The organism is Nocardioides cavernae, assembly GCF_013410035.1.
Classification (GTDB): Bacteria; Actinomycetota; Actinomycetes; order Propionibacteriales; family Nocardioidaceae; genus Nocardioides; species Nocardioides cavernae_A.
Genome location: NZ_JACCBW010000002.1, coordinates 945,074 through 958,209, shown reverse-complemented (window position 1 = coordinate 958,209; position 13,136 = coordinate 945,074). Strand labels below are relative to the sequence as shown.

At 72.3% G+C, this 13,136-nt stretch carries 11 protein-coding genes; 5 read left to right on the top strand and 6 right to left on the bottom strand.

All coding sequences use genetic code 11. The annotated features are described in order from the left end of the window. A complete protein-coding gene (locus F4692_RS12125; RefSeq protein WP_179619882.1) occupies positions 1-1,287 on the bottom strand; it encodes a cell division protein PerM in 1,287 nt (428 codons plus the stop codon). A 100-nt stretch (positions 1,288-1,387) separates the two neighbouring features. Here F4692_RS12125 and F4692_RS12120 point away from each other — a divergent pair, with 100 nt between their 5' ends. Genes F4692_RS12120 through F4692_RS12110 form a run of 3 tightly spaced genes read left to right on the top strand, consistent with a single transcriptional unit; the run spans position 1,388 to position 4,867 of the window. Then, positions 1,388-3,283: a SigE family RNA polymerase sigma factor gene (locus F4692_RS12120; protein WP_179619881.1), complete on the top strand. Its 1,896-nt coding sequence runs from the start codon at positions 1,388-1,390 to the stop codon at positions 3,281-3,283. Between the two features lie 36 nt (positions 3,284-3,319). Next, entirely contained in the window at positions 3,320-4,639 is a 1,320-nt protein-coding gene (locus F4692_RS12115; RefSeq protein WP_179619880.1) for a hypothetical protein, read from the top strand. 3 nt (positions 4,640-4,642) lie between these two features. Next, entirely contained in the window at positions 4,643-4,867 is a 225-nt protein-coding gene (locus F4692_RS12110; protein WP_179619879.1) for a hypothetical protein, read from the top strand. Between the two features lie 3 nt (positions 4,868-4,870). On the opposite strand, the gene sucD is transcribed toward F4692_RS12110, so the two are convergent. Next, entirely contained in the window at positions 4,871-5,752 is an 882-nt protein-coding gene (gene sucD / locus F4692_RS12105; protein WP_179619878.1) for a succinate--CoA ligase subunit alpha, read from the bottom strand. Between the two features lie 17 nt (positions 5,753-5,769). After that, positions 5,770-6,939 carry an ADP-forming succinate--CoA ligase subunit beta gene (gene sucC, locus F4692_RS12100; RefSeq protein WP_179619877.1) on the bottom strand — a complete coding sequence of 390 codons (1,170 nt, stop codon included), beginning with the start codon at positions 6,937-6,939 and terminating at the stop codon, positions 5,770-5,772. 130 nt (positions 6,940-7,069) lie between these two features. Between sucC and F4692_RS12095 the strand changes: the two genes are divergently transcribed. Together F4692_RS12095 and F4692_RS12090 are read left to right on the top strand one after the other, a co-directional pair. Beyond that, on the top strand, positions 7,070-8,404 hold the full coding sequence (locus tag F4692_RS12095; RefSeq protein WP_179619876.1) for a cryptochrome/photolyase family protein: 1,335 nt from the start codon (positions 7,070-7,072) through the stop codon (positions 8,402-8,404). 158 nt (positions 8,405-8,562) lie between these two features. After that, positions 8,563-9,390, top strand: a complete 828-nt coding sequence (locus F4692_RS12090; protein ID WP_179619875.1) for a M23 family metallopeptidase — start codon at positions 8,563-8,565, stop codon at positions 9,388-9,390. A 496-nt stretch (positions 9,391-9,886) separates the two neighbouring features. On the opposite strand, the gene pcrA is transcribed toward F4692_RS12090, so the two are convergent. From pcrA to F4692_RS12075, 3 genes are read right to left on the bottom strand one after another with little or no spacing between them, the layout of a single operon-like run. Next, complete coding sequence (gene pcrA, locus F4692_RS12085; protein WP_179619874.1) at positions 9,887-12,271, bottom strand: DNA helicase PcrA; 2,385 nt, start codon at positions 12,269-12,271, stop codon at positions 9,887-9,889. A gap of 35 nt (positions 12,272-12,306) precedes the next feature. Then, positions 12,307-12,663, bottom strand: a complete 357-nt coding sequence (locus F4692_RS12080) for a hypothetical protein (protein ID WP_179619873.1) — start codon at positions 12,661-12,663, stop codon at positions 12,307-12,309. 27 nt (positions 12,664-12,690) lie between these two features. After that, on the bottom strand, positions 12,691-13,134 hold the full coding sequence (locus F4692_RS12075) for a universal stress protein (RefSeq protein ID WP_179619872.1): 444 nt from the start codon (positions 13,132-13,134) through the stop codon (positions 12,691-12,693). Positions 13,135-13,136 lie beyond the last annotated feature (2 nt).

Below are 13,136 nucleotides of genomic sequence, written 5' to 3'. Positions count from 1 at the left end.
TCAGTCCGCGGGGGTGGGGTCGATGGTCTCCGGCTCGTCCGCACGGTGCGAGCGCGCGGACCGCCAGAGCAGGAGCGCGAGCACGGAGGCGCCGAGCAGGGCCCCGATCCCGCAGGCCGTCGTCGCGTGCACCAGCACGTCGCGCGTGAAGGGGCCGACGAAGCGCATCCGTCCCGGCCCTGCGGCGCCGCCGGACAGGGAGGCGAGCACGGCGAAGCCGAACCCGGCCACGAGGCCGCCGCCGCACCCGGCCAGTGCGACCTGGTCCCACGTCAGCAGCCGGCCGCGGAGCGTGCGGAAGGCCGCGACGGCGGCGACCAGCGGCGCGAGCACCGCCGAGGCGCCGACCCACCCGGCGGGGGTGCCCGCGTCGGGGAGCGCGGCGAGCAGGGGCACGACCGGGAGCGGCCCGAGCACCACGGCACCGGGCGAGACGAGGGTCGCGCCACCGACGGCGAAGCCGGGGCCGAGCAGCCAGGAGCCGGCGAAGAGAGCGGCGTTGGGGACGAAGGCGGTGTTGACCAGGGCGTAGAGCCCGGCCTCACCCGGGCTCGGGTGCAGGCGCGAGGTCATCGTGGCCGCGTCGTCGAACGACAGCGCGAGGGCCACGAGGAAGACGAGGGCCGACACCACGAGCAGCCGCGACAGCACGGCGCCCGCGACGGCGGCACCCGCGCGGACGGTGGCGGGCACGAAGGCGGCCCAGATGGCCGCGCGACCGGACCCGGTCGCGATGGCGGGGGCGGCGACGAACGCCGTCAGGAGCAGGGTCCAGCCGAGGACCCGGGGCACCGACGGGTCGGCGGTGGTGCCGGCGGCCAGCGTGGCGACCACGACCGCCACCACGGCGTACCCGGCGAGGAAGAGGCTGATCGACAGCGGCACGGTGAGGTCGCGCTCGCCGTCGGAGATGCGGTCCGCGTCGGGGCCGTGGCCGGAGACGGAGTCGCCCACGCGGTGACCGAGGCGCCACATCGACCAGGCGGCGATCGCGGTGAGGCCCAGCGGGACGATCGTGACGCGGGTGCCCAGCACCGTGACGCCCGAGCCGTGCCCGGCGAGCCAGGCGAGCGCGCCGACGCGCATGCCGTCGCGGGGGGCCCCGTGGACCCCGGCGTCGGTGACGAACCAGCCGATGACGCCGATCGCGAGCAGCACCACCAGCGGGCCGAGCGCCGCGAGGACGCCGCCGAGGGTGGCGATCAGGACCAGCGGGCGCTGCCGGGCAGGGTCGACCACCCCGGCGCCGTGGCGGGACCGGTCGGGTCGGGTGAGGAGCGACGTCATGGCCCGGCCATCATCACCCGCGTGCACCACCGGATGGCGTTCCCACGCCGCCCCCGGAGGATGTGCGCCCGGTTGGCTGCTCCCGTACCGTGGAGCGGTCATGAGGAGCCCCGAGACCTTCGACGCCTACTACGTCGAGACCCGCACCCGACTCCTGCACGAGGCCTACGCCCTGACCGGCGACGCGCCCGCCGCCCGTGCAGCCGTCCGTGACGCGTTCGTCGTGGCCTGGCACCACTGGCGCAAGGTCGGTCAGCTCGACGACCGCGACGCCTACGTACGCCCCCTCGCCCTCGGCCGTGCGCGCCGACGGCACACCGCCCGCATCTGGCACCGTGACAAGCGCCTCGACCCGGAGGCCCGCAGCACCCTCGACGCGCTGTCCAAGCTGACCGCGCGGCAGCGCGAGCTCCTCGTCCTCAACGGGCTGTCCGCCCTCACCCTCAGCGACATGGCGCGCGCCGTCGGGCTCCCCCGGCTCGACGCCGAGCGCGAGCTCCAGACCGCCAGCGCGCAGTTCTCCCTGCACCGCGACGCGCCCACGACCGAGATCCCGCGCCTGCTCCACGGCCTCGCCGAGCCGCTCGCCGAGATCCGGTGGCCGCGCGCCACGGTGATCCGGCGCGCCGGCGCGGCGCGACGGCGTACCCACACCGCCATCGGGGCCGCGGTCGCCACCGCCGCCCTGGTCGCGTCCGGCTCGCTCGTCGCGACCGGTTCGGGCGCCGAGGCGACCAGCCTGAGCGAGGAGAAGGCCGAGGCCGGCGTGACCGTCCACGCGCCCGAGCCCGAGGCGTCCGGCGAGCCCCTCATCAGCGAGGACGCGCTCTTCAGCACCGAGCAGATGGCACGCTTCGGCTCCGGCCTGGACTGGTCGGAGACCGCGACCACCGACAACCTCGGCGGCGACGGCCTGCTCGCCCCCTGCCAGCGCGAGCGCTTCGCGGACCCGGCCGGGGTGACAGCGCTCGCCCGCACGTGGGAGGCGTCGACCACCCGCACCGTCACCGAGAAGGTCGGCACGGGCGAGAACCGCAAGAACCGCCGACGCGAGGTGACCAGCGAGGCCGCCGACGCCGTGCAGGTGGTCGAGATGTCGGCCGGGGCGCAGGAGGCGGCCCAGGGCTTCGAGACCGCGTCCCTGTGGTTCGCCGGCTGCATCGACCCGCGCACCCAGCTGCTGTCCACCAGCACGGTCAAGCGCGTGGGCGACCAGGCGCGGTCCTTCCGCCTGCGGTCGTGGGGCAAGGTGCCGACCACGATCACCGTGGGCGTGGCCCGCACCGGCAACCTCGTCGTCACCAACGTCGTCCGCAGCCGGGGCAGGGCCGTGTCGGAGAAGGCGACGTCGACCGGGCTCGCCGCCGCGGTCAACGGGCTCTGCGGGACCGAGGGTGCGGGCGCCTGCGCCGGACGGGCCCGCTCGAACACCACGCCGCCCCTCTCGATCGGCACCGAGCCCGGCCTGCTGTCGGTGGTCGACCTGCCTCCCGTCGCCACCGTGCGGGGCCCGTGGGTCGGCACGGACCCGGAGAAGCCGCGCGTCAACTTCGCCGCGACCCGCTGCGACCGCACCACCTTCCTCGGCAACGGCATCGTCAAGCCGCGGACCCGGACCTTCGTGTTCCCGGAGACGCCGAACGCCTCGCGCGTGGGCGTCACCCAGACGGTCGGGTCGATGACGCAGGCGAAGGCCCGCACGTTCGTCGAGCAGGTCCGCACCCGGATCCGCCAGTGCGGGCAGGCCAACCTCGGCACGTCGGTCACCCAGCTGGCCAACAGCTCGACGAAGGCCTCCGACATGAGCGTGTGGGCCCTGACGTTCGAGCTCAGCGACGAGGAGTCCTTCTCCTTCCTCATGGCGATCGTCCGCGACGGCACCGCCGTGTCGCAGCTCGGCTTCACCCCGGTCCGCAACATGACCATGACGCGGCCCGACTTCGTCGCCCTCTCCGAGCGCGTCATGGAGCGGCTCGGACCGCTCGCGTCGGGCTGACGCAACCTTTTCGCCCTCCGCGGTGTCTCAGAGGGCATGAGGTTCCGCGCGCCCCTGCTGACCGCCGCCCTGGCCTGCTCGCTGGCGCTGGCCGGCTGCGGCGACCAGCCGGGTGACGGCGCCGCGGGCGGCTCGCGTGGCACCGACGACTCGACGTCGGCGGCGACCCCGAACGGCCCGGACACCTCGATCCCCGACGACTTCCCGCTGTCGGCCGGCATGGGTGGTCCCGGCGATGCCATCCCGACCACGCGCACCGGCACCGGCCTGCGCGACCTCGAGCTGTGCGGCACTTCCCCGCTGCGCGGACTGGGCGAGCGGGACCGGATGGTCGCCGACAACAGCGGCGGCGAGGCGCTGAGCACCCGCGAGCTGGTCCTCCTCGGGAGCCCGGAGCGCGCAGCCGAGGTGGCGCAGTCGCTCGCCGACCTGCCCACGGACTGCCGTACGCCCGCCGCGGAGGGCAAGTGGGAGACCCGCACCGAGGTGCGGGCCTCCCCGTTCGGGCCGTCGCCCGCCGCCGTCCTCGTCCAGACCTACCGTGTCGACGGCGAGGCCGCGCCCGGCGCGCTGGTCGTCAACGTCGTGCCGGCGGGCGCGGCGCTCCTGGTCACCCAGGAGTACGGCGAGTGGGAGGACCTCGACGCCGGGCTCGACGCGGCGGCGGGCACCCTGGGCACGGTCATCGCCGCGCTCCAGTCGTTCGCCGACGGTGGGACCCCGACCGCGACGCCGACCGGGACCCCCACCGAGACACCCACCGAGGAGCCGGCCGAGGAGCCGGCCGGGACACCCACCGAGGAGCCGGCCGGGACACCCGTCGTCACCGAGGTCCCGGCCGACTTCCCGCTCGGCACCGGCCTCCCCGAGGGCGACGACGAGACGGACGTGTACGGCCCCTCCCCCGACGCCGACGGCATGGGCGAGGTGGAGATGTGCGGGCGGGTCGTGTGGCCCGCGTCCGGCGCCGGGGCCACGCGCAGGCTGGTCACGGGAGCCCTGGGACCGGAGTACTTCGACGGTCGCGAGCTCGTGGTGCACGAGGACGCGGACCGGGCGCTGCGCGCCATGGAGGCGATCCGCCGCGCGGCCGAGGAGTGCCGCGCGATCGACAACCAGGTGTGGACGGTCCTGGACCGCGACACCGGCTACGACACGGTGACGATGGGGCTCACCTACGACGACGGCCTGGGCAGCTCGGTGTTCCAGGTGACGAGGGTGGGTTCGGCGCGACTGATGGTGCAGACGTACGGTGAGGGTTCGCTCGCATCGCTGGACCAGCAGGCCGACGGGGTCACCGAGACCACCGGCACGATCGTGTCGGCGATGTGCGTGTTCACGAAAACGGGGTGCTAGACCATGTCCATTCCTTCCACGCTGGCCAGCTCGGCCTGCCCGACCCTGCCGTCGCCCCGGCGCCTCACCGCCGTCGCGCCGGTGCGCCTGCTCGGCGCCCACGTCGTGTGGCGGCTGCTGTGGGAGGCGCATCCGCCGACCCGCCACGACCGGCACGCGAAATCCACGACGGCCCCGCAGGTGGACCTGCGAGGCCGTCTGGAGAGCGTCGGCGACCAGAGCGCCTGACGGCTAGAGCGCCTGGAGGATCTCCCGCATCAGGGCGGCGGTCTCGGACGGCGTCTTGCCGACCTTGACGCCGGCGGCCTCGAGGGCCTCCTTCTTCGCCTGGGCGGTGCCCGAGGAGCCGGACACGATGGCGCCGGCGTGGCCCATGGTCTTGCCCTCCGGAGCCGTGAAGCCCGCGACGTAGCCGACGACCGGCTTGGTCACGTTGTCCTTGATGTAGGCCGCGGCACGCTCCTCGGCGTCGCCGCCGATCTCGCCGATCATCACGATCGCCTTGGTCTCCGGGTCGTTCTCGAAGGCCTCGAGGGCGTCGATGTGCGTGGTGCCGATGATCGGGTCGCCGCCGATGCCGATGGCGGTGGTGAAGCCGAAGTCCTTCAGCTCGTACATCATCTGGTAGGTCAGCGTCCCCGACTTCGAGACCAGGCCGATGGGGCCCTTGCCCGCGATGGTGTGGGGCGTGATGCCGGCGAGCGACTCCTCCGGCGTGATGATGCCGGGGCAGTTGGGGCCGATCATCCGGGTGGACTTGCCCTCGAGGTACTGCACGACCTCGGCGGTGTCGAGGACCGGGACGCCCTCGGTGATCACGACCAGCAGGGGGATCTCGGCGTCGATCGCCTCGATCGCGGCGTCCTTGGTGAAGGCGGGCGGGACGAAGGCGACGGACACGTTGGCGCCGGTCTCCTTCATCGCCTCCTCGACGGTGCCGAAGACGGGGAGCTCCTTGCCGCCGAGCTCGACGGTGGTGCCGGCCTTGCGGGCGTTGACGCCGCCGACGATGTTGGCGCCGGACTCGACCATGAGGGTGGTGTGCTTGGCACCCATCCCGCCGGTCATGCCCTGGACGATGATCTTGGAGTCGGAGTTGAGGTAGATCGACATCTCTTCTGTTCTCTCTCTCAGGCCTGGTGGGCGAGCTCGGCGGCCTTGTCGGCCGCGCCGTCCATCGTGTCGACCTGGGTGACCAGCGGGTGGTTGAGCTCGTCGAGGATCGCGCGGCCCTTGTCGACGTTGTTGCCGTCGAGGCGCACGACGAGCGGCTTGGTGGCGCTGTCGCCGAGGATCTCGAGCGCGCCCTTGATGCCGTTGGCGACCTCGTCACAGGCGGTGATGCCGCCGAAGACGTTGACGAAGACGCTCTTGACCTGCTCGTCGTTGAGGATCACGTCGAGGCCGTCGGCCATGACCTGCGCGTTGGCGCCGCCGCCGATGTCGAGGAAGTTGGCCGGCTTCACGCCGCCGTGCGCCTCGCCGGCGTACGCGACCACGTCGAGGGTGCTCATCACGAGGCCCGCGCCGTTGCCGATGATGCCGACCTCGCCGTCGAGCTTGACGTAGTTGAGGCCCTTGTCCTTGGCCTTCGCCTCGAGCGGGTCGGCCTCCTCGCGGATCTCGAACTGCTCGTGGTCGGGGTGGCGGACCTCGGAGGCGTTGTCGTCGAGCGACACCTTGCCGTCGAGGGCCTCGAGCTTGTCGCCCTCGAGGCGCGCCAGCGGGTTGACCTCGACGAGGGTGGCGTCCTCCTCGACGTAGACCTTCCACAGCTTCTGGACCATCTCGATGGCCTGGTCGCGCAGCTCGGCGGGGAACTTGGCCTCGTCGACGATCGCGGCGGCCTTCTCGGGGGTCACGCCCTCGATCGCGTCGATGCGGATCTGGCGCACGGCCTCGGGGTTGGTCTTGGCGACCTCCTCGATCTCCACGCCGCCCTCGACCGAGGCGATGCACAGGTGGGACCGGTTGGAGCGGTCGAGCAGGAAGGAGAAGTAGTACTCCTCGACCGGCGGGGTGGCGGGCGTGACCAGGACGCGGTTGACCCGCAGGCCCTTGATCTCCATGCCGATGATGTCGCGGGCGTAGGACTCGGCCTCGTCGGCGGTCTTCGCGATCTTCACGCCGCCGGCCTTGCCACGGCCGCCGGCCTTGACCTGGGCCTTGACGACGGTGACCCCGCCCATCTCCTCGGCGGCTGCACGCGCGGCCTCCGGGGTCTCGGCGACCACACCCAACGTCGTTGCGACTCCGTGCTTGGCGAAGAGCTCCTTCGCCTGAAATTCCATCAGGTCCACGAGGTGACCGATCCTTTTCGTCTTGCGAACAGTGGCGGGGATTCCCTCTCGGCACCCTAGACCTGTTCGGCGGGTCACCACGAGGCCGGGTGAGCGTGGTGGTGCTCACGCCCCGGCTACGTTGAGGACCATGCCCACCTCGAGGCCCACCCCGAGCTCGTCGGTCATGTGGTTCCGTCGCGACCTGCGCGTGCGCGACAACCCCGCCCTCCTCGCAGCGCTCGAGGAGGGTCCGGTCACGGCGCTCTTCGTGGTCGACCCGGCGATCTGGTCGGGGGCAGGGCCCGCCCGCCGCGCCTGGCTGGCCGCCAACGTCCTGTCGCTGGCCGAGCGCGTCCCGCTCACGATCCTGCACGGCGACCCGCGCGAGGTCGTGCCGCGCGTCGCCGACGGCCGGCGCGTGCACGTGTCCGCGGAGACGACGCCGTACGGCCGCCGCCGCGACGAGGCCGTCGGGGAGGCGGTGGAGCTGGTCACGACCGGCTCGCCGTACGCCGTGGGCCCCGGCCTGGTGCGCAACGGCAGCGGCGACCCCTACCAGGTCTTCTCGGCGTACGCCCGCGCCTGGCGCGAGCGCGGCTGGCCCGAGCCGGCGCGTACGCCCCGCTCCCCCGACATCGTGCAGGGCGACTCGCACCAGCGGGCCGTCGGCCTGCTCGAGAAGGCCGTCGCCGACGCGCCGTTCGACCTGCCGGCCGCGGGCGAGGACGCCGCGTGGCGGCGGTGGCGGGCGTTCCGGGAGGACGGCCTGCGCGCCTACCCGCGCGAGCGGAACCGGCCCGACCACGACGGCACCTCGCGGCTCTCGCCGTACCTCCACCTCGGCCTCCTCCACCCCCGGTCGCTGCTCGCCGAGATGGACACCACCTCGACCTACGCCAACGAGATCGCGTGGCGCGAGTTCTACGCCGACGTGCTGTGGCACACCCCCGCCTCGGCGTGGGCCGACCTGAAGCCCGGCCTGAAGGCGATGAGGTACGACGAGCCGGCCGACGCGATCGAGGCGTGGCGCACCGGCACGACCGGCTACCCGATCGTCGACGCCGGGATGCGGCAGCTGATGCACAGCGGCTGGATGCACAACCGGGTCCGGATGATCACCGCGTCCTTCCTCACCAAGGACCTCCACGTGTGGTGGCCCGTCGGCGCCCGGCACTTCCTCGACCTGCTCATCGACGGCGACGTCGCGTCCAACAACCACGGCTGGCAGTGGGTCGCCGGGACCGGCACGGACGCGTCGCCGTACTTCCGCGTCTTCAACCCCGTCACCCAGGGCATCAAGTTCGACCCGCAGGGCGACTACGTCCGGCGCTGGGTGCCCGAGCTCGACCACCTGCCGGGCAAGGCGGCGCACGAGCCGTGGAAGTCCGACGTCGGCTACGAGCAGGACTACCCGCTGCGCATCGTGGACCACGCCGACGAGCGGCGCGAGGCGCTCGAGCGCTACCAGGCCGCGCGTGGGTGAGGCGTCGGGACCGGGCCGCGGGTTCGGATTCCGGACGTCGGGCGGGTTGTGCACATCAATTTGATCGACAGTTGCACTTTCCCGTGATCTTTCCGTTATGGTCGGTCGCGGTCTAGCCGACCCCGACCCCCGACGACCGGCAGATTGGTAACTCCTCCATGGGCAACCACCGAGCGGAGCGCGCTCCCAAGCGCCGCACCTCGGCAACGGCTGCACCCACGACCGGCAAGCGTCGCGCTGCGACGCCGCCCCGCCGCTCCGTGGTGAAGCTCCCGTCCCTGCCCCTCGTGGCAGGGGTCGCCGTCCTCGCCGTGTCCGCCGGTGGCGCGGTCACCGCGTCGGGCGCCGGCGTCACCGCGCTGACCTCCACCGGCTCCGCCGTCGAGGCCAGCGCCTCCATCGGCTCCGTCGCCGGCCAGGCGCTCCAGCGCCGCGGCTCGGTCGTCAGCCGCAGCGAGACCCGCGACTCCGGTGGCGAGGAGGTGGACCCCGAGCTGGTCGCCCTCGCCGAGAAGCAGACGGCCGCCCGCGCCGCCAAGCTCGAGGAGATGCGCAAGGCCGCCGAGAAGCAGGCGGCGAAGATCAAGGAGAACAAGTGGGTTCTCCCCCTCGCGCACTACGGCATCACCGCGACCTTCGGCCAGTACGGCCTCTGGGCCAACTACCACACCGGCCTCGACTTCAACGGCGACAGCGGTGACCCGATCATGGCGGTCGCCAACGGCACCGTCACCGAGACCGGCTACGACGGCGCCTACGGCAACAAGACCGTCGTCACGCTCGACGACGGCACCGAGATCTGGTTCTGCCACCAGACCTCGATCTACGTCTCCGTCGGCGACCGCGTCAACGGTGGCGAGGTCATCGGCACCGTCGGCGCGACCGGCAACGTCACCGGCTCCCACCTGCACCTCGAGGTCCGCCCCGGCGGCGGCGGCCCCGTCGACCCGTTCCAGGCCTTCGTCGAGCACGGCATCGTCCCCTGACCGACGTCTCCTCGGGCGGTGTGGCGTACGGGTGTTCCGCTCCCAGCGGTGCGTGAGACACGTTCCCGGGGCTGAGAACATGCGTCACTCACCGCCCGGCGTCGGCAGCGGTGAGTGAGACACGTTTCTGCGGCTGAGAACGTGCGTCACTCACCGCCCACCCTCGCTAGCGGTGCGTGAGCCACGTTTCTGCGGCTGAGAACGTGCGTCACTCACCGCCCACCCTCGCTAGCGGTGCGTGAGCCACCCTTTCGGCGCTCGGAATATGGCTGGCACACCGCCGGTGGGCGCGGCGTACGGCGACACGCCCGTCAGCGGTGCGTGACCCACATTGCCACGGGCCGGAATGTGGCTGGTACACCGCCCGACCTCGGCAGCGGTGCGTGAGACACGTTCCCGCGGCTCAGAACGTGCGTCACTCACCGCCCGGCGGGGCGGCGTACGCATCGGGGCGGGGCTCCGTACGCCCGCGCGACCACGAGGAGCGTGGCGCTCCTCAGAGCTTCTCGACCGGCGCGTAGCGCAGGAGCAGGCGCTTGACGCCGTCGGAGCCGAAGTCGATGGAGGCGACGGACTTCTCCGCGACCCCGTCGACGGCGACGACGGTGCCCATGCCGAAGGAGTCGTGCACGACCCGATCCCCCGGCGAGAGGCTGGGGATCTCGCGCGCGGGCTTCGCCTTGGCCGCGGCATCGGCGCGCAGCGCGGCGGTGCTGAAGTTGCGGCGCCCGGCGTCGGTGGGTGTACCGAGGCGGGTGGAGCCGCCGGTGTGGTCGGGACGGCCCCAGCGCGTCTGCTCCGCTGCCGTACGCCGCCAGTCGACGAGGTCGACGGGCAGCTCGTCGAGGAAGCGGCTGGCGGGGTTGTGGCTGGGCGCGCCCCAGGCGGAGCGGACCAGCGCGCGGGAGACGTAGAGGCGTTGCTCGGCGCGGGTGAGGCCGACGTAGGCGAGGCGGCGCTCCTCCTCGAGCTCCGGCTGGTCGCCCAGCGAGCGCTGGTGCGGGAAGACGCCGTCCTCGAGGCCGGTGAGGAAGACGACGGGGAACTCGAGGCCCTTCGCGGTGTGGAGGGTCATCAGGGTCACCACGCCGGAGTCGTCGCCGTCGGGCGCGTCGGGGATCTGGTCGGCGTCGGCGACGAGGGCCACCCGCTCGAGGAAGTCACCGAGCCCGACCGCGACGGTGCCGGCCTCGACCTCGGCGGGGTCGGCGCTCGGCCCGGGCTGCGGGTCCTCGGCGAACTCGCGCGCGACCGCGACGAGCTCGGCGAGGTTCTCCACGCGGGTGCCGTCCTGCGGATCGTCGCTGGCCTCGAGCTCGGCGAGGTAGCCGGAGCGCTCGAGGACGGACTCGAGGATCACGTCGGGCCGCTCGTCGGCCTCGACCATCGACTGGAGCTCCTGGACCATCGCGACGAAGCCCTGGATGTTCTTCAGGCTGCGCGTGGCGAGCCCCGGCGCCTCGTCGGCGCGGACCAGCGCCTCCCAGAACGTGATGCGATCGCGGTCGGCGAGGGCGGCGACGCAGGCCTCGGCCCGGTCGCCGATGCCGCGCTTGGGGGTGTTGAGCACCCGGCGCAGGGAGATCTCGTCGGCGGTGTTGACCAGCATCCGGAGGTAGGCCAGCGCGTCGCGCACCTCGCGCCGCTCGTAGAACCGGACGCCGCCGACCACCTTGTAGGGCTGGCCGGTGCGGATGAACACCTCCTCGAAGACACGCGACTGCGCGTTCGTGCGGTAGAAGACGGCCACGTCGGCGGGCTTGATGCCGGCGTCGTCGACGAGCTTGTCGATCTCCTCGCTGACGAAGCGGGCCTCGTCGTGCTCGTCGTCGGAGACGTAGCCGACGATCCGCTCCCCCTCGCCCGCGTCGGTCCACAGCCGCTTGGGCTTGCGCCCGCGGTTGTTGCCGATGACGGAGTTGGCCGCCGTGAGGATCGTCTGGGTCGAGCGGTAGTTCTGCTCGAGCAGGATCGTCGTCGCGTCGGGGAAGTCCTGCTCGAAGTCGAGGATGTTGCGGATGTCGGCGCCGCGGAAGGCGTAGATCGACTGGTCGGCGTCACCGACGACCATGAGCTCGCTGGGGGCCACCTGCTCCCCCATCACCTCGGTCTCAGGCTCCTCCATCGAGACGCCGCACAGCTGCTGGATGAGGCTGTACTGGGCGTGGTTGGTGTCCTGGTACTCGTCGACGAGCACGTGGCGGAAGCGCCGGCGGTAGTTCTCCCGGACGTCGGGGAACGCCTGGAGCAGGTGGACCGTGGTCATGATGAGGTCGTCGAAGTCGAGGGCGTTGGCCTCGCGCAGGCGGCGCTGGTAGGCGGCGAACGCCTTGGCGTAGGCCTCCTCGAACGAGTTGCGGGCCTCCTTGGCGGCGTCCTCCGCGTCGCGCAGCTCGTTCTTCTGGTCCGAGACCCAGTTGAGCACGGCGTTGGGCTGGTAGCGCTTGGGGTCGAGCTCGAGGTCGCGCAGCACCAGCGTCATCAGGCGCTTGGAGTCGGCGGCGTCGTAGATGGAGAAGTTGGACTTGAAGCCGACCCGGTCGATCTCCTTGCGCAGGATGCGCACGCACGCGGAGTGGAACGTCGAGACCCACATGATGCGGGCACGCTTGCCGACGAGGTCCTCGACCCGCTCCTTCATCTCCGCGGCGGCCTTGTTGGTGAAGGTGATCGCCAGGATGGAGCCGGGGTGGGCCTTGCGCTCGTTGATCAGCCAGGCGATGCGGCGGGTGAGCACGCGCGTCTTGCCCGAGCCCGCCCCGGCGACCACCAGCAGCGGGGGCCCGGCGTGCACGACGGCGGCACGCTGGGGCTCGTTGAGGCCGTCGAGCAGAGGGTTGTCGACCAGGGCGCGGTCGGAGGGGGTTTCAGTGGGGCTCATGACCCACCCAGCCTATGCGGCAGGTGGGACAGGCCTCAGGCGTGGGCGGGCGACCAGAAGACCGCGACCGCGATGTTGACGACCGTCAGGCCCAGCAGCGCGAAGTAGAGCCCCTGCGGGATGCTCGGCTTGCGCAGGTTGACCATCACGAGCACGAGGATCACGAGGCCGATCGCGAACTTCACGCCGATCTTGGCGTGGTTGACGTCGCCGTCGCCGGCCTCGAGGACCCCGACCAGGAGCAGGCCGGCGAGGAACGCCGTCCCGGCACCGTCGCGCATCAGCGCGTTGACCGACTTGGACGGCTCGCGCACCTGCACGAGCAGGCCGCCGAGCAGCGCCGCGAAGCCGAGGATGTGGACGAAGAGCAGCACCAGGCGCAGGGTCTCCATGGCGGACACCCTACGGCCGGCGCGGCGCTACTTCCGCTTGCGGGGCGCGGGACGTACGACGAGCACGGGGCAGGGTGCGTAGTGCTGGACGCGCTGCGCCGTGCTGCCGACGAGGACGCTGTCGCTCAGGCCGCGGCCACCCGCGGCCACCACCACGAGCCCGGCGTCGTACTGCTTGGCGGCCTTGATGATCTCGTTGGCCGCGGACCCGCTGCGGATGCGCTTGTTGACCTTCGGTCCCCAGCCCTCGAAGACCGCGGCGATGGTGTCGACGGCGCTCTGCGCGGCGTCGCGGAACGTCCCGTCGAGCCGACCCTCGGACAGGTCGTCGGCGAAGGCGACCGACGCCAGCGGTCGGACCACGGCGACCACGGAGACCGCGGTGACCTTGGTCGGGTCCGCGAAGGACTTGAGGTGCTTGGCGGCTGCGAGCGACTGCCTCGAACCGTCCGTGGCGACGATGACGTGCATGC